Here is a 17,224-nt window from a genome sequence, read left to right on the forward strand (position 1 = left end):
TTGAAACCAGGACGGCGAGATCGTGATCGCCACTCCATTTCGAGGCGATCAAATGACACGCGAGATCTCGTCAGTACCCGAGGCAGAAGGCAAGATTTCCGAGGATCACACAGCGCGCAACAGGCTTGTCATCACCCTGTTGCTGGTGTCGGCTTTCGTCGTCATTCTCAACGAAACCATCATGGGCGTGGCATTGCCGCATCTCATGGCCGATCTCAAAATTACCGCCAGTGCCGCGCAATGGCTGACGACGGCATTCATGCTGACCATGGCCGTCGTGATCCCGGTCACCGGTTTTCTGCTGCAGCGTTTGAACACACGGCCTGTTTTCATCCTTGCGATGTCGTTGTTCAGCGCAGGTACACTGATCTGCGGTCTGGCACCCGGATTTCCAGTGCTGGTCGCCGGTCGCATTGTGCAGGCCTCCGGCACGGCCATCATGATGCCGCTTCTGATGACGACCGTCATGAATCTTGTCCCGCCGGAAACGCGTGGCAAGACGATGGGGAATATCTCGATCGTCATCTCGGTTGCCCCGGCAATCGGGCCGACATTATCTGGACTGATACTCTCCTTCCTTGACTGGCGTTGGATGTTCTTTCTCGTGCTGCCCATTGCGCTGGCGGCGCTGGCGCTTGGAGCAAAACGAATTGAGAACGTCACCGTACCCACAAATGCACCCATCGATGTCCTCTCTGTTGTCCTTTCAGCCATCGGCTTCGGTAGTTTCGTTTATGGACTGAATGCTCTGGGAGAGGCCGCTGTTCACCCATCCGCAGTCTCCCCTTGGGTGCCTCTTCTACTCGGAGCCGCCGTCATCGCGTTCTTTGTCTTGCGCCAGCTGTCACTACAGAAACGAGACCGCGCACTGCTCGATCTGAGGACATTGACCTCTAAACCCTTTACGATCGCGGCTGTCCTCATGGCTATCATGATGATGTCGATGTTGGGCGTGTTTATCCTCTTGCCAATCTATCTGCAGACCGTATTGGGGCTGACGACGCTACAGACTGGACTGCTTCTCCTGCCGGGTGGATTGATCATGGGCCTGTGCGCACCGGTCGTCGGTCGGGTGTTCGACAAAGTCGGTCCCGCACCACTGGTCATCCCGGGCGCGCTCCTGTTCAGCCTGTCGATGTGGAGCCTGGTGTTTATCGAGACAAACACATCCGTCTGGATGCTGCTCGCCGCCCACGTCGTTCTTAGTATCGGGCTGGCGCTGATGTTCACGCCACTTTTCACCGTCAGCCTTGGGTCGTTGCCGCAGCACCTTTATGCCCATGGCAGTGCCATGATTGGCACCACCCAACAGGTTGCAGGAGCGGCCGGCACGGCTTTGTTCGTGGCGATTTTGACGTCGAGGGCTTCATCTCTCACCTCTGCGGGTGGCGATGCTCTTGCTGCCACGACAGGAGGGGCCAAAGCTGCCTTTCTCTGTGGTGCGCTGATCTCGCTTGCTGCAATTCTTGCAGCCTGCCTCCTCAGAAAGCCGAAACTTCAGCGGAGCGAAGTGGCGGGACATTAGGACTTCACGCCCTTCAAAGCTGACCTACAGCCAGCCAAGCGCAATACCGGCCATGATGGCTTCAGAGCGGCGTTTGCAATCGATTTTTCTGTACAAGTTTCCCAAGTGGAACTTGACCGTCACTTCGGAGATATTGAGCGCTTGGGCGATGCGTTTGTTCGACATGCCACCAGCCAGGAATTGTAGCATCTGAACCTCTCGCTGAGACAACCCACCGTGCAAAGCACGCGCCTGCGGCGAGTTGATCGAGGATGCGAAGATCGCCAGCGCCGCACGCACATCGGATGAGGTCTCGATGAAAGCGCAGATGCGGCGATTTTCCAGGATGGGAGACAGGAATATCCGCTCTTCGGATAGTACGCCGTGACAGCCGAGACGCTTGGCCGATTCCAGCGCCAGAAGAATATGTGAGCGAGCCGCTGCATTATCGCGGCGTTGATGGGCCGTATAGCTTTGCCATATGTGCAGCGCGACCCTTTCGCGATTGGTGACTTTCGGATTGGCTATCAGGGCATCAAGCTGGCGGGAAAGATACGGGCGCGGCGTCCAGAGGTGAACCGCGTCCCGCAGCCATGCCATGACATAGGCAATCTCGTCCCGGCGCGTAAGGCGCGAAAGCTCATCCTGCGCGCTCTCCACCCAGTTTTTGCCCATCGGCATGCGGATCGACGTGAGCGTCGCCGCAGCCTCAGCCCAACGGTTGGTGTTTTGATAGGCAATGGCCGTGCGGATTTCCATCATCGCATGGAATTGCAGCCCTTCTGACAGATGAATCCAGAGGCCATCCAGAAACCCCGGCCTTATCGTCGTTGGGAAATGGTCGATCACGACCTGCGTGGCATAATGCAAGCCGAATTGCATGAGGCTCGGCCAGACCTCGGAAGCGGCGAATTGTTCGAAATCATTTTGAACGAATTGCAGAAGATCGTGAGATCGGCCTGCTTCGTAGGTAATGCATGCATCCGCAAGCCGCAACATCCGGAACTCCGTTTCGGACTCGTGGTTGACTTGTTCCAGCCGGTTGCGGGCGTCCTGTGCTGCACGCCTTGCCATCAGCACATCGCCGCTCATCAGACGCAAAACGATCTGGTGCAGGTGGATGAAGAACTCGAGAAGCGGCTGACCACCCATTTTTCGGAGATAGATGAGAGCGCGGGCAGCGGCGGCCTCCGCCTCACGGAAATTGCGGCGACGAATTTCGAACTCGAGAAGCGCGTTGTAATAGCTCGCCCATTTGCCATGGTCCCCCATCGGATAGTCAGCCATGAATTCCCCAAGCCGGTTGATCACGGTATCATTGGGGGTCAAATCCTCGCTGATCATCAAATTGAGCCGGAAGGTGCGGGCGGCGAAGGAAAATCTTGATCCGAGCGACAGCACTTTAAGCGGATCGAGATAATCCGAACCGAGATGTTTACTGACGAGATGGCGAACGCGTTGAAGTTCGCCCTGCTTGAGAAGAGATCGGCAGACGGCAAACAGCACCGTCTCATTCGTGGCAATCATCTCATGCGAAAAGCGCGTGATAATGTCCTGAAACGCGTTGACACTGGTGCGATAGATCAGCTCCCGTCCCTGGGCCCGCTCAAGTATCTGCGCTGCATGGGTCTCGTATCCGTGATCGAGCAAGAGAGCCATGGCGCGAAGTGACTGCCCTGATGCTTCCAGTGCCGATGCCAGTTCGACCACGGCGCTGCCGGTTTTAAAGGCGGTGAGGCGTTCCTGAACGGCAATGGATAGAAGCCGCAGAAGTTCGGTATGATTTTGCGGCTCACGCGTTAGGAAGGGCGGCAACTGACTGGCCCAAGGTTCATTGGCGGCGGCGACCGGCGCTTCGAGCCATATGGCAAGCATCATGGTCTGCGATGGCGAAAGGTGACCGAGGAAAGCCTCTCGCAGATAGTCGACACGCGTCGGCTCATCCACGCCCTCATCAATACACAGAAAAGCTGGCCAACCCGCATATCCCTGACGCATTCGAGTGGCTGTTGAAGCTGTCAGAGCAGACAGCTCCAAATCGCTCAACGTCAGATCGTCCGCATTGATCGTATCGGACCCCAAATGCAGTATCTGCCGTGCCAGACCGCTAATGCGCTGTTCAGGACGGCAGGCGATGACAAGCGTGCGGACGGTTTCAAGGATAGCAGCGGGCAACCGCGCGGTCCGTGCAGAGACGGGAATATCCCATAACAGCCAGCCGTCCTGCACATCCACCGCGCCCGGCTGCCGAGACGTGCAAACATTTCGTTCCGCCTGCTCTGCCACCATGCTCAGCAGCACTGTCTTACCAGCACCCGCCGGGGCGCGCAGAAAGATGACGCCTGCGTCGTTGTAGAGAATACGTGCGCTCAAAACCGGGCGTTGGATGATCGAGGTCATGAAATCGGAATAGGCGAAACCGCGTTGAAAACCTATACCATATAGCAAAAAAACTATACCTTTTCCGGATTGCTGTCATCCGGTCTGAGGAGGATGTTCGCTTATCAGGAAGCGACAACCAAGAAAGCCTCCCCGATGCAGCAACATCCTTTGTTGGCAGTCATGACCCGGCTTGGCACCTTCGTGCTGGTTATGGTTGCTCTGTCGATCATGATCTTTACGCTGGCACGCGTGGTGCCCGGCGACCCGGCGCGCATGGCGCTAGGCCCTGCAGCGACACCGGAACAGGTGGAGTCGCTGCGCCTTCAAATGGGCTTGGACAAGCCGCTGGCGCTGCAATATTTCGATTATGTTGGCCATGCGTTGCAAGGTGATCTCGGCCAATCGCTGGTCTCTCAGCGGCCTGTAACGACAGACCTTGCCCAGACAGTTCCGGCCACGGTCGAACTGGTTCTCGTCTCCGTCATCTTCATGTTTCTGGTCGCGATACCGCTTGGCGTGATCACCGCGCACTACCGGGACAGAGGCCTCGATCATATTGGTCGTATTCTGTCGCTGACCGGCGTCACCATCCCGAGCTTCCTCTTCGCCATAACCCTTCAATTGCTGGCAGCAAAGTTCATATCCGGCTGGCCTATCATCGGCAGGCTTGATCATTCTTTGGGATGGCAGGGCGGGCCGACGGGCTTTCTGATACTGGATGGCTTGCTGGCTGGAAGATTCGATGTCGTGCTCGATGCACTGAAACATCTGGCACTACCGGCTTTCGCGCTCTCCATGGCGGGTATCGGGCAGATCACCCGCATCACCCGTTCCTCGATGATCGAAAACCAGCGCAAGGACCATGTTCTGACGCTCCAGAGTTTCGGTGTGCCTGAGCGTGTCATCATTTTCCGTTATCTGCTCAAGCTGTCCTCCATCGCGCCTTTGACGATCATGGGGTTGGAATTTGCCTCGCTGATTGGAAATGCCTTCGTGATCGAAATGGTGTTCGCCTGGGGTGGCTTTGCATCCTACGGGCTGACCTCGATCCTGCAAAAAGATCTCAATGCCGTGACCGCCGTGGTGCTGGTCGCAGGCCTGTTTTTCATCGTTGCGAACATGATCGTCGACATCCTGATATCGATCATCGACCCGCGCCTGGGTCGCAAGGAGGCACGTTGATGACCGCTATGAAAATGCTCGATACATCCGACAGGGCACTGAGTGCCGGCTATATCATGTGGTACCGCTTCAGCCATAATCCGACGGCGGTCATCGGCGCGCTGATCCTGCTTTCCGTTGTCATTCTCGCCGTCTTCGCACCCTGGCTTACGCCCTACCCCAAACATGTGGGTGCGGTGGTGGATTTCCGTGCCCGGCACCTGGCTCCCGATGCCCTGCACTGGTTCGGCACGGACAAGGCCGGACGCGACATCTTTTCACGCACCGTGTTCGGTTTGCGGGTGTCGCTGCTTCTGGTCATCGGCGTTCTTGGCATTTCGGTGCCGATTGGCACTGTTTTGGGTCTGATCGCCGGTTATTTTGGTGGCTGGACGGAAAAGCTCATCACCGGGCTGACGAATGTCATGCTGGCCATGCCGCCGCTGGTCATGGCGCTTGCCGTTTCCAACCTTCTGGAACCGACACTGACCAACGCCATGGTCGCGATTACGTTGTTATGGTGGACCTGGCACGCACGGCTCATTTACTCCGTCTCGAAATCCATCGCCTCGGAAGATTACATCGAAGCTGCTCGTCTGGCCGGTGCAGGACCTATGCACATTCTGTTTCGCGAGATTTTGCCGAACTGCGTGTCGGTCATCTCGGTCAAGACCACCTTGGACGCGGCCTTCGTCATCCTGTTCGGGGCAACACTCAGCTTCCTCGGTTTTGGCGTGAAACCACCGACACCGGATCTCGGCTCGATGGTCGCAGACGGTCGCCAGTTCATGCCTGACTTCTGGTGGGAGGTTCTCTGCCCGGGTGCTGCGGTGTTCTACGTCACCTTGGGCTTCAACCTGCTGGGCGATGGCCTTCGCGACATGTTTGACGTGGAGAACTGATCGATGAGCGAAGCGCTTCTCAAAGTCGAAGGTCTTGATGTTTCCTTCACCACCTATGGCCGCACCCGCCAGGTTTTACGCAATGTCAGCTTTACCGTTGCCGCAGGTGAGCGCGTGGCATTGATTGGCGAAACCGGTTCAGGCAAGTCGGTCACGGCCAAGGCGATCATCGGCACGTTGCCGAAAAACGCTGCAATCACCTCCGGTTCGATCATTGTCGGCGGCAAGAACATTCTGGACATGCGGTCTGCTGAAAGAGAAGCACTGAAAGGCACCGCCTTCTCGCTGATCATGCAGGACCCGCTGTCATCCTTCAATCCGGTGTTCAAAATCGGCACCCATCTCGATGACGTCATGCGGTTTGCAGATCGCCGCAATGGCATCTCATCACCAAAGGCCGAGCGCCGGATCCGTATTGCCGAGGTTCTACGCCGGGTACAGCTTGCCGATACCGACCGCATCATGAATGCCTATCCGTCCGAACTGTCCGGCGGCATGCGCCAACGGGTGCTGATTGGTCTGGCACTGTTGCACCGCCCGAAACTGCTGATCGCCGATGAGCCCGGCACGGCGCTCGACGTGACCACGCAGGATGAGATTCTCAATCTCATCAACCGGCTGGTGATCGAAGAAAACATGGCGCTGCTGATGATCACCCATAATCTGGGTGTCGTGCGCAAAGTGGCGGATCGTGTGGTGGTGATGCACCATGGCGACATCGTTGAAACGGGTGCCTGTGCGGACATTCTTCACAGCCCAAAGGACGCTTACACCAACGCATTGCTGGATGCCGTTCCGCCGCTTTACGGATCAAAGGTCAAGGATGCGCAGCAAAGCGACCGGCAGCCAATCGTTCGCATCGGAGGCCTGAACAAGATTTTCGGCAGGCGTAACGGCTATCATGCCGTGCGGGACGTTTCCCTGACCCTTCGTGAGGGCGAGGTTTTTGGGCTTGCGGGCGAATCCGGCTCTGGCAAGACGACCGTGGCGCGTATGATCATGGGGTTGGTGACGCCTACATCGGGCGTGCTTGCCATCGATGCACCGCAACCGGAACGCGGCAAGCGATTGACGCAGATCGTCTATCAAAACCCCGGCACGTCGCTCAATCCCAAACGTTCGGTTCGGCAGACGCTGTCGTTGCCGTTGAAATCCATCGGCATGGACACGTCAGCGCGCGAAGCGCGGATGTCGGAACTGATGGATTTGGTGCGACTGCCGCAGGCCTATCTGGCGAAATATCCGCATGAGCTTTCTGGCGGGCAAAAACAGCGCGTGGCAATTGCCCGTGCACTGGCTGCCGAACCGAAAATTCTCATCCTGGACGAACCGACCGCCGCGCTCGATGTGTCCGTGCAAAAGACCGTCATCGAATTGCTGGAGCAACTGCGCCGGGAACTCGGGCTGACCTATCTGATGATTTCGCACGACCTGTCGCTGATGCGCAATTTCTGCTCGCGCATCGCCATCATGCTGCGGGGTGAAATCATCGAGGACGGGCCAACCGGTGATGTCTTTGCCAATCCACAACACCCCTATACCCGCGCTCTGATTGCCGCAATTCCCGTCGTAACAGACGAAGAAGAGCGCCTGAAACCGATTGTGACCACCGAGGAGCGTCAGCGCTTCCTGGTCAAAACGACAGACTGATTGAGGAGGAACTGACGTGTATCGCGTTGGAATCGACGTAGGCGGCACCAATACGGATGCCGTTGTGCTGAAGGATAAAACCGTTCTGGCCGGGGTCAAGGCATCGACCACCGAGGATGTGACATCCGGCGTTATCGAAGCGCTGGAAAAGGTCATCGCCGCATCTGGCATCGACCGCAGCGGCATCTCTGCCGTGATGATCGGCACCACCCACTTTACCAATGCGGTGATCGAGCGTCGTCATATGGAAGAGGTCGCGGCGATCCGCCTTGGCCTGCCATCTGGAGCTGGACTGCCTCCGATGGTGGATTGGCCGGACGACCTGCGCGAAATCGTGGGCAATCACGGCTATCAGGTTAAAGGTGGCTATGAGTTCGACGGGCGCGAAATCTCGCCTCTGGACGAAGATGCCATTATCCGCATTGCTGGAGACATCCGCGCCAAGGGCCTCAAGGCTGCCGCCGTGACCTGCGTGTTCAGCGGTATCAATGACGCCATGGAGCAACGCGCCAAGGAAATCCTACAGGAGCGCTGCCCCGGCCTGCCTGTAGTGATGTCCAAGGATATCGGTCGACATGGCCTGCTGGCGCGCGAAAGCGCCGCCATCATGAATGCCAGCCTGTTGTCACTGGCTGACCGCACCGTGACGGCTTTCGGCAAGGCGCTCTCCGCCGCCGGTTTGACCTGCCCATTCTACATCACCCAGAACGACGGTACGCTGATGGCTGCCGATGTCGTGCGTGCTTTCCCGGTTCTGACCTTCGCCTCTGGCCCCACCAACTCCATGCGTGGTGCCGCCTTCCTCACTGGCCTGAAGGATGCGGTCGTGGTCGATGTCGGCGGCACGACTTCGGATGTCGGTTCCTTGTCGCATGGATTTCCACGTCAGGCTTCGACCACCGTCGATATTGGTGGCGTTCGCACCAATTTCCGCATGCCGGATGTGTTCTCCATCGGTCTCGGTGGGGGCTCACTGGTGGTGAATGGCGACAAGGGCATCACTGTCGGCCCGAAGTCCGTTGGATACCGCGTCCGTAGCGACGCTCTGTGCTTCGGAGGTTCCACCCTGACCGCAACCGATATCGCCGTCGCTTCCGGGAAAGCTGACATTGGCAACAGGAAGCTCGTGGAAGGGCTGGACCCCAAGCTCGTCGAAGCGGCCGTAGCGAAGATCAATGCCATGCTTGAGGCCTGTGTCGAACGCAGCCGCATTTCCTCCAGCCCGGTGCCGGTCATTGCAGTGGGCGGCGGGTCGATCCTGATGCCCGACCGCATCGGCTATTTGGAGGTGATCCGTCCCGAGAACTTCGCCGTGGCCAATGCCGTCGGTGCCGCCATCGCCCAGATAAGCGGCGAGACGGACCGCGTCTTTTCACTGATCGATGGTCGTACCCGCGAAAGCGCCCTGGCCGAGGCCGAAGCCGAGGCCCGTGAAAAGGCAATTGCGGCAGGTGCCATGGCCGAAACGCTTGAGGTTATCGAGCGCGAAGATATGCCGCTTGCCTACCTGCCGGGCAATGCCACCCGCATTCATGTGAAAGTCGTCGGAGAAATGGGAGCCCACCATGGCTGAAACGCGCAAGCTGAAATATGACGAGGCCGATCTGCGGACATTGACGCGTGAAGACCTCGACGCTCTCGAAATCGGCGCGGGCATCCTCGGCACCGGCGGCGGCGGCAATCCTTACCAGGGCAAGTTGCTGGTTCTGGAAGCCATGAAGGCCGGTTACGAGATGAAGATACTCGCGACTGACGCCATCGAACCCGATGCGCTCTGCATGTCTCTCGGCGGCATCGGCGCACCGGTGGTCGGCGTTGAGCGCATACGTGAGGGTCGCGAGGGCCTACGCTGCCTGCGCGCCATGGAAGAGCTGATCCGCACACCCATCGATGCCATCGTCTGCGAAGAAATCGGCGGCGCGAACTCCATGAACCCGCTGGTAACCGCGGCACTCGGCGGCCTGCCGATCCTAGATTGCGACGGCATGGGCCGCGCTTTCCCGGAAATGCAGATGACGACATTTTCGATTTATGGCCACAGCTCGACACCATCTGTGATGTGCGACCTGCACGGCAACGCAGTCATCTTCAGCCACGCCGTCTCCGAGGTCTGGCATGAGCGTATGGCGCGCGCCTGCGTCGTGGCGCAAGGCGGTGGCGCTATGCTGGCGACCGCGCCGATGCAGGCACATTACGTGCATCAATATGGGATTCCCAAAAGCTACACCAAGGCCATCGCGCTGGGTGAAGCGGTTATCAACGCCCGCAAGGCGCAGGAAGACCCGATTGCAGCTGTCTGCACGCTCGAAGGTGGCCGACGCATTTTCAATGGCAAGATCACCGACCTGAAACGGCACCTGCGCGGCGGTTTTTCCGTGGGCGATCTGGAGCTTGCAGGCTTTGATGATTTCAGCGGGCAGACCGCTGGCGTCGCCATTCAAAACGAGTTCCTGATCTTCCGCCGCAACGGCCAGGTCGAGGTTTGCGTGCCTGATCTTATCGTTCTGCTGGATGTGGATACCGGCTATCCGATCACCACCGAAATGCTGCGCTATGGCCAGCGCGTCGCGGTAATTGCCATTCCCTGCCACGACCTACTGCGCAGTGCCCGCGCTCTTGAAGTCGTTGGGCCGACGGCCTTCGGATACCCGGACATCAATTTCTCGCCCCTGCCCGCGCCGGTGCGAAAAGCTGCCTGATAACAAGCGGGGCCGTTCCGTTCCCGCATATAAAGAGGAGAACTTCCATGACATCACATACCAGACACTCCCGCCTGGCTGCCTTGGCGCTGGGCACCGCAATGGCTCTGAACTTCGGCTTTTCCGCTCATGCAGCGGATGAGAAGGTGTCCATCGCCGTCAACACGATGCAGATTTTCAGCTCGCTCGACCCGGCAAAGGTCACCGATTACACCGGCTACATGGCCGTGGTGAATATGTATGACGGCCTGACGACGGTCAGCCCCTCGGGAGAGGTCATCCCACATCTGGCGAAATCCTGGGAGATTTCATCCGATGGTCTGACTTACACCTTCCACCTGCGCGATGACGTAAAGTTTCAGGATGGCACCGCGCTGAAGGCCGCCGATATGGTTTGGTCGATCCAGCGTCTGATCGGCATCAACAAAGGCCCGTCGAACCTCATCGTCGGCCTCGTCAAGCCGGAGAACATCACCGCGCCCGACGAAAAGACCGTCGTCATCAAGCTCGACCGAAAATTCTCGCCCTTCCTGGCGATCACGCCGTTGATGGTTGCGCTGAACGAAAAGCTGGTGACGGCAAATGCCAAGCCAGATGACAAATGGGGCGAGGCCTATGTCGGCGAACATTCTGCCGGCTCCGGCCCGTATAGCCTTGTCAGCTATAACCGCTCTGCCGACATGGTCATTGCCCGCAACCCCGATTACTTCGGTGGCTGGACCAAGGGCAAACCAATCGATGAAGTCCGCTTCATCCAGACCAGCGACGATGCCACGGTCAAGGCGCTGGCGGAAAAGGGTGACCTCGGCCTCAGCTCGCATGGCCTCGGCAACGACACTTATGAATCCATCGGCAAGATGCCCAAATACAAGTTGATCCAGACCCGCATCTCTGGCGGCTTCGTCATCAAGCTGAACACAAAGACCTACCCGACCGACGACATCCACGTCCGCCGCGCCATTGCCTATGCGACCGACTACAAAACCATTCAGGAAGTGATATATCCCGGATTCGACATGCAGGGACCGCTGTCTACGGCGTTCAAGGATGCCCATAATGACGGCATTCAGCCGGGCGTCTTCGATCTCGAAAAGGCCAAGGAAGAACTAGCGAAGTCAAAATATGCTGGCCAGAAGATCACGCTGGTCAACAGCTATGTCGCATCCTTAGCTTTCGAAGCGGAAGTGGCGCTGATGCTGCAGGCCAATCTCGAGCAGATCGGCATCACGCTCGACATCAAGCCTGAGCCATGGAACCGCATCGTTGAGTTGTCCTCCAAGGCAGAAACGACACCTGCCTCGACACAGGTCAACATCTCGCCCACCTACCCTTCGCCGGACGCGATGTTCTACAACCAGTATCATTCCAAGGCATCAGGCACATGGATGTCGATGGAATGGCTGCAAAACCCCGAAATCGATGCGCTGATCGATAAGGCGCGCGGCACGACAGACGTCAACGAACAGAACGCCACATACAAGGAACTTCAGACGAAGATTGCCGATCTTCAGCCTGATGTGTGGGCCGTCTCGCCCAACCGTCGCTATGCCGCAAACAAATGCCTTCAGGGCTACGAGTTCATTCCCATGCAAAGCTGGGACTTGAACTTCTCGCGCTTCCACTGGGATTGCGTGGCCAAGTGATAGCCGGATGAACGCTGGTCCCGCAGTGTTGCGGGGCCACAGATGCCATTGCCGAAGGTGACACATGCTTCAGGAATTTGCAGAAGAAAACATCGAGCCGCTGGCCACAGGCGCGTGGATTTTGGGTACGGGCGGCGGGGGCAATCCCTATATCTCGACGCTGAACCTCAGACGGCTCTACGCCGAGGGAAAGCGCGTGCAGGTCATGGACCCGATGGCGCTTGACGATGACGATATGGTCGCCGTCGTCTCGATGATGGGTGCACCGCTGGTCAGCCAGGAACGTCTGGGCGATCCTGCCCATCTGGCCCGTGCAGTCGAGGTCATGGAAGATTTTCTCGGCAAGCCGTTCCGCGCCATCATGAGCGTGGAAATCGGTGGGTCCAACGCCATCTCGTCCTTCCTCGCCGCAGCCATGTTGGACCGTCCGGTGGTCAATGCCGATGCCATGGGCCGCGCCTATCCGGAAGCGCAGATGACCTCTTTTGCCATCGGCAACCTGCCGATGTTTCCGCTTTCGCTGGTCGATGTCCGCGACAACGAAGTGATCGTGACGCGCGCCGCATCCTGGAAGTGGATGGAACGTATCTCCCGCAAAGTCTGCACCGAAGTCGGTTCGACCGCTGCCACCTGCAAGGCTCCCCGCACCGGCAAGGAAGTCAAAGAGTGGGGCATCCACTACACCGTCACCAAGGCGGTTGAACTTGGTCGTGCCGTCATGGACGCCCGCACACGTCATGACGATCCGGTCAAAGCCGTTCTCGATCATGAAGGTGGCAAACAGCTTTTCCGCGGCAAGGTCATAGACGTGGCGCGCGAAACGACCGGTGGCTTTTTGCGCGGACGCACCATTATCGAAGGCAGTGATGCCGACCGCGGTTCACGCATGGAACTGGGCTTTCAGAACGAATGGGCCGTCGCCTTCCGCGATGGTGAACCCGTGGCAATGACGCCCGACCTCTTATGCCTGCTCGATACGGTATCCGGCAGCGCCATCGGCACGGAATCGGTTCGTTACGGACAACGCGTGACCGTCGTTGCCCTGCCGGCACCGGAACTGCTGACGACACCGGCCGGAATAGCCGCAGTGGGGCCGCGTGCCTTCGGTTACGACATTGATTTCAGATCGGTATTTTCATGAAACGCATCGGTATTGACGTAGGCGGCACCAACACGGATGCCGTCCTGATTGATGGTGATACGATCATCACCTCCATCAAGGTTCCAACCACAACGGATGTCCTATCGGGCGTTCGCGCCGCACTCGCGCATGTGTCTGCCCACCCGCAGGCGGCTGGTCGCCCGGTCGATGCGGTCATGATCGGGACCACCCATTTTACCAACGCCGTGGTGGAGCGAGCACGGCTGGAGCGCGTGGCGGCCATCCGCATCGCGCTACCAACAGGTGCCTCCCTGCCGCCGATGTGCGACTGGCCGGACGACCTGCGCACCGCTATCGGCCCGATGATCTTCATGGTGCATGGCGGCCATGAATATGATGGCACACCGCTGGTGCCGATGATACCGGATGAAATTCGCGAAGCGGCGATGAAAATCCGTGACGCTGGCATCACCTCCATCGCCATTTCTGCGACATTCTCGCCCCTGACGACGGAATGCGAAGTGAAGGCCGCCGAGATCGTTCGCTCGGTCATCCCGCAGGCACGTATCACGCTTTCGCATACGCTCGGTCGCATCGGCCTGCTGGAACGCGAAAACGTCGCCATCCTGAACGCTGCCTTGCAGTCACTCGGCAAGACAACCGTTCAGGCATTTTCCGATGCGCTCCGCGATGCAGGCGTTACCGCCCCGTTTTTCCTGACGCAAAATGATGGCACCGTGGCGCTGGCGGACGTTGCCTCAGCCAATCCCGTCCATAGTTTCGCATCCGGCCCGACCAACTCCATGCGTGGCGCGGCATTCCTGACCGGACTGACCGACGCCATGGTCGTTGATGTTGGTGGAACCACCTCGGATATTGGTTGTCTGGTGGGAGGCTTCCCACGCGAGGCGAATAACATCGTCCATATTGGTGGCGTGCGTACTCTGTTCCGCATGCCTGATCTGTTGCCTATAGCCCTGGGCGGCGGCACGATCATCGGCCCGGAAACCGGCAAGATCGGCCCGAGGTCTGTGGGTTATCGCATCCTCACCGAGGCGCGCGTTTTTGGCGGCGAGACATTGACGACTTCTGACATCGCGGTTGCGGCAGGGTTGATCGACATGGGCGACCGCGACCGGGTGAAGAATCTCGACCGCGCTTTCGTGAAGGCAAGCCTTGCCCGCATCCGCGATATGGTCGCCGACAATTTCGACCAGATGAAAACCTCGGCTGATGGTGTTCCGCTCATTGCCGTGGGCGGTGGCGCGTTTCTGATACCCGACGAAATTCCGGGCGCGTCCGAAGTGCTGCGCGTGGAAAATGCCGGTGTGGCCAATGCACTCGGTGCCGCCATGGCACAGGTTTCCGGCGAGGTCGACCAAGTGTTTTCAGGCATGAGCCGCGATGAGGCGCTAGCAAAGGCAGAGGCTGATGCGCAGGAAGCTGCCGTCGCCTCAGGCGCCGGACGCCACACGCTCAAGACCTTGGAAGTCGAGGATATTCCGATCGCCTATCTGCCGGGCGGTGCACGCCGCGTGCGGGTTCGTGTCATCGGCGATATCGATTTCAACTGACAAAATAACCGGCGGCTATGGCCACCGGTTATAATCGAGCACTAATTATCGCGAGCCTTGCAATTAACTTGACCGAAGCAATGCAAAACTCCGCTCAACGTCCAACGTGTCGCCCAGTTCAAGCTTTGTTTGGGTCATCACATCGATATAGCCACGTTTAGAGAGCTCCTGCGGAAGCGAAATCTTGGCCTTCAGTGAAGCAAGATTGCCGTTGTCTTGCGTCGACAAACGCGGTGCTATCACGATTAGCGCATCCTCAGCCGTCGTCCTCGCATAAGCCACGACGCGATTTGCATCATCGCCGGTCACTTCTAGAGGCAGATAGCGTCCTTTGCTGAACAGTTCAGGAAGCTCGCGGCGCATATGAAGGACGGTCGCGATAAGTCGCTGTTTCGCCTCCCCACTTGCCTCCCATTCATCGCTTTTGTCAGAATTATCGATTGCTGCAAGTTGTGCCTCAAACGCTTCGAAATCCGACTCGCGCCGGTTATCGGGATCAACAAGGCTGAGATCGAGACCTTCGCTTCCCTGGTAAATGTCTGGCACGCCGGGCGCAGTGAGTTTGATGAGCGTTTGAGCGAGGCTGTTCGACAACCCGGCTTTAATAAAGGGGACTAAGGTTTCGCTGAAATCTTTCAGAAATGCTTCGTTTTCCGGTGAAAGAAGCTTGCGCGCGTAACCGACGACGGCTTCTTCGTAGACGTCGTTGCTATCGCCCCAATTGGTGCGAAGCTTTGCTTCGCGCAAGGCCTTCTCTACATAGGCGGCGAAGCGGTCCTCCAGCGATTTCAGAGCTCGCTCACCCGTCGTTTCGAGGTCGGAAGGCCACGCACCAGCAAGAGCTTGGTACAGCATCCATTCCACTGCCGGCTCCGGTGCGGGGCCATCGTCCAGCGCCTGTTTGAGACCAGCATTCATAGCCTGCCAGCGCTTTACGGCACCGGCCCAAAGTTCAGGTGCCTCCGTGAGTGCATAGAGCCGGGCGCGAGCGTCTTCACCTCTTTTGGTGTCGTGGGTAGACGTGGCCGACAGGGCGTCTGGTTGTTTATCACGCCTCTCGGTCATTTCGGCGTGGAAACGTTCAACGGAATATGGGTGGGGTAATGGTTCTGCGCCGACTTCGTTGAGTGCGAGAGCCATGTTCTGCCTGTAGAAAAGCGTATCTTCGACCGACTTCGCCATAAGCGGGCCGGTAAGTTGCTGGAAACGGGTTCGGAATTCGTATGCCGCCTGCCCTTCCTCGCTGCGCAAAATCCGCTGCAAGCTGTGCAAAGCATCTGTATCCGGCACGTGAGAGCTGGAGTTGATCGTGTTGACCACCTCTGCCAGCACCGCATCGCTTTCCTGCGGCAGGCCATCTTGGGTGCCGTAGGTTCGATAGACCGGAAACGAGACGACGAGTTCGCGCAGTGCGGCGCGGATGGCCTCTTCACTCGGCCGCGGCTTTTCCGTTTCTGTATTGAGGATGTTCTTTGCCTGTGCGACAAGTGTGGCGAACTCGCCAGCGAAATTCTTGTCAACCATCAGCAGTTTAGCGTCTCGCAATTGCGACGGCATGTGGACGGGTTGGCCAGAGACTGCCTCATAAGCCGTCTGCAATTGACCGAGCTTGTCATTGTCTACGAACACATTGCTGAGGGCAGCGATGAATTCGTAGCCGGTGGTGCCGGAAACGGGCCAATCGGCAGGCAAAGACTCGCCCGCGCCCAGTATTTTTTCAACGGTGATATAGCAGTCCGGCCCGGCTTCAAGGCGCAGGCGCTCCAGATAGGCCTTGGGGTCTGCAAGGCCATCCACATGATCGACGCGAAGACCATCGACCGCGCCGCTGCGCACCAGCTCCAGAGTGAGGCGATGGGTATCGTCAAAGATTTTTGGGTTTTCCACCTTGACGCCCGCCAAGCCAGTGACTTCGAAAAACCGGCGATAGGAAAGATCGTGGCTGGCATCACGCCAGCATGTGAGGCGGTAAGGCTGTTGATCGTGAAGGTCCGCGATGCGTCTTTTATCGGTCGTTTCGAGCAGTTCCGCGTTTCTACCGGCATAGGAGGCGGGGTTCAGCGGATAATGGGCATCGTGGTAGCACAGAGCGGGCTTGCCCGTGGTGGGGTCAGCTTTGATCTGGATTTCGTCCGCTTCTAGTGCATCCGCAAAATCCGCGCCGAGAAAAGGCAGCGTCAGCCGGCGGGACCAGTCTATATCGAAATGATGAGCATAGCGGCTTTCCGCGCCATGCTCGATGACATCTCTCCACCATGGGTTTTCCAGCGACGCTGCCATATGGTTTGGCACGATATCCAGAATGAGGCCAAGCCCTTCCCCCTTCAGCGCTTGTGACAGCCTGTCGAAGCCCTCTCGACCGCCGATTGCCGGGTCTATCTCGTTGGCATACGTGACATCATATCCGTGTGTCGAACCCGACGTCGCGGTAAAAATGGGCGATGCGTAGAGATGGCTGATGCCGAGTTTCTTGAGGTAGGGTGTAATCTCTGCGGCGCGATCAAGGGTCATGCCGTTGCGAAACTGAATGCGATAGGTTGCTGTGGGAATGGTCATACGGTGCTCCAGTGGGAGAGCAAGCCCAAACCGGATGGGCGCGATCTGGTT

General features: G+C 58.2%; 11 protein-coding genes. 9 read left to right on the forward strand and 2 right to left on the reverse strand.

Annotation, left to right across the window (positions count from 1 at the left end; all coding sequences use genetic code 11):
* Positions 1–52: 52 nt before the first annotated feature.
* Entirely contained in the window at positions 53–1,525 is a 1,473-nt protein-coding gene (locus tag CPJ18_RS16840) for a DHA2 family efflux MFS transporter permease subunit (protein WP_077118129.1), read from the forward strand.
* Between the two features lie 24 nt (positions 1,526–1,549).
* Here the strand turns inward: CPJ18_RS16840 and CPJ18_RS16845 are convergent, their stop codons facing one another.
* A complete protein-coding gene (locus CPJ18_RS16845; RefSeq protein WP_103659694.1) occupies positions 1,550–3,904 on the reverse strand; it encodes a helix-turn-helix transcriptional regulator in 2,355 nt (784 codons plus the stop codon).
* A 135-nt stretch (positions 3,905–4,039) separates the two neighbouring features.
* On the opposite strand from CPJ18_RS16845, the gene CPJ18_RS16850 reads away from it, so the two are divergent.
* The 8 genes from CPJ18_RS16850 (at position 4,040) to CPJ18_RS16885 (ending at position 14,617) form a co-directional block, all read left to right on the forward strand.
* Positions 4,040–5,068, forward strand: coding sequence for an ABC transporter permease (locus CPJ18_RS16850; protein WP_077118580.1), 1,029 nt, complete (start codon positions 4,040–4,042; stop codon positions 5,066–5,068).
* Positions 5,068–5,949, forward strand: a complete 882-nt coding sequence (locus CPJ18_RS16855) for an ABC transporter permease (protein WP_077105071.1) — start codon at positions 5,068–5,070, stop codon at positions 5,947–5,949. The genes CPJ18_RS16850 and CPJ18_RS16855 overlap by 1 nt, the downstream gene beginning before the upstream one ends.
* Positions 5,950–5,952: 3 nt before the next feature.
* Entirely contained in the window at positions 5,953–7,599 is a 1,647-nt protein-coding gene (nikE, locus tag CPJ18_RS16860; protein ID WP_077118131.1) for a nickel ABC transporter ATP-binding protein NikE, read from the forward strand.
* A 16-nt stretch (positions 7,600–7,615) separates the two neighbouring features.
* Positions 7,616–9,172 carry a hydantoinase/oxoprolinase N-terminal domain-containing protein gene (locus CPJ18_RS16865; protein WP_103659453.1) on the forward strand — a complete coding sequence of 519 codons (1,557 nt, stop codon included), beginning with the start codon at positions 7,616–7,618 and terminating at the stop codon, positions 9,170–9,172.
* A complete protein-coding gene (locus CPJ18_RS16870; protein ID WP_077105074.1) occupies positions 9,165–10,298 on the forward strand; it encodes an S-methyl thiohydantoin desulfurase family protein in 1,134 nt (377 codons plus the stop codon). The genes CPJ18_RS16865 and CPJ18_RS16870 overlap by 8 nt, the downstream gene beginning before the upstream one ends.
* 47 nt (positions 10,299–10,345) lie before the next feature.
* Positions 10,346–11,941, forward strand: coding sequence for an ABC transporter substrate-binding protein (locus CPJ18_RS16875; protein WP_077105075.1), 1,596 nt, complete (start codon positions 10,346–10,348; stop codon positions 11,939–11,941).
* 64 nt (positions 11,942–12,005) lie between these two features.
* Positions 12,006–13,082, forward strand: a complete 1,077-nt coding sequence (locus CPJ18_RS16880; RefSeq protein ID WP_077105076.1) for an S-methyl thiohydantoin desulfurase family protein — start codon at positions 12,006–12,008, stop codon at positions 13,080–13,082.
* Complete coding sequence (locus CPJ18_RS16885; protein WP_103659454.1) at positions 13,079–14,617, forward strand: hydantoinase/oxoprolinase N-terminal domain-containing protein; 1,539 nt, start codon at positions 13,079–13,081, stop codon at positions 14,615–14,617. Before CPJ18_RS16880 ends, CPJ18_RS16885 begins: the two co-directional genes overlap by 4 nt.
* A 63-nt stretch (positions 14,618–14,680) precedes the next feature.
* Here CPJ18_RS16885 and treY read toward each other — a convergent pair whose 3' ends face one another.
* Positions 14,681–17,173: a malto-oligosyltrehalose synthase gene (treY, locus tag CPJ18_RS16890; RefSeq protein WP_103659455.1), complete on the reverse strand. Its 2,493-nt coding sequence runs from the start codon at positions 17,171–17,173 to the stop codon at positions 14,681–14,683.
* Positions 17,174–17,224 lie beyond the last annotated feature (51 nt).

This window comes from Agrobacterium rosae (assembly GCF_002915175.1).
GTDB lineage: Bacteria > Pseudomonadota > Alphaproteobacteria > Rhizobiales > Rhizobiaceae > Agrobacterium > Agrobacterium rosae.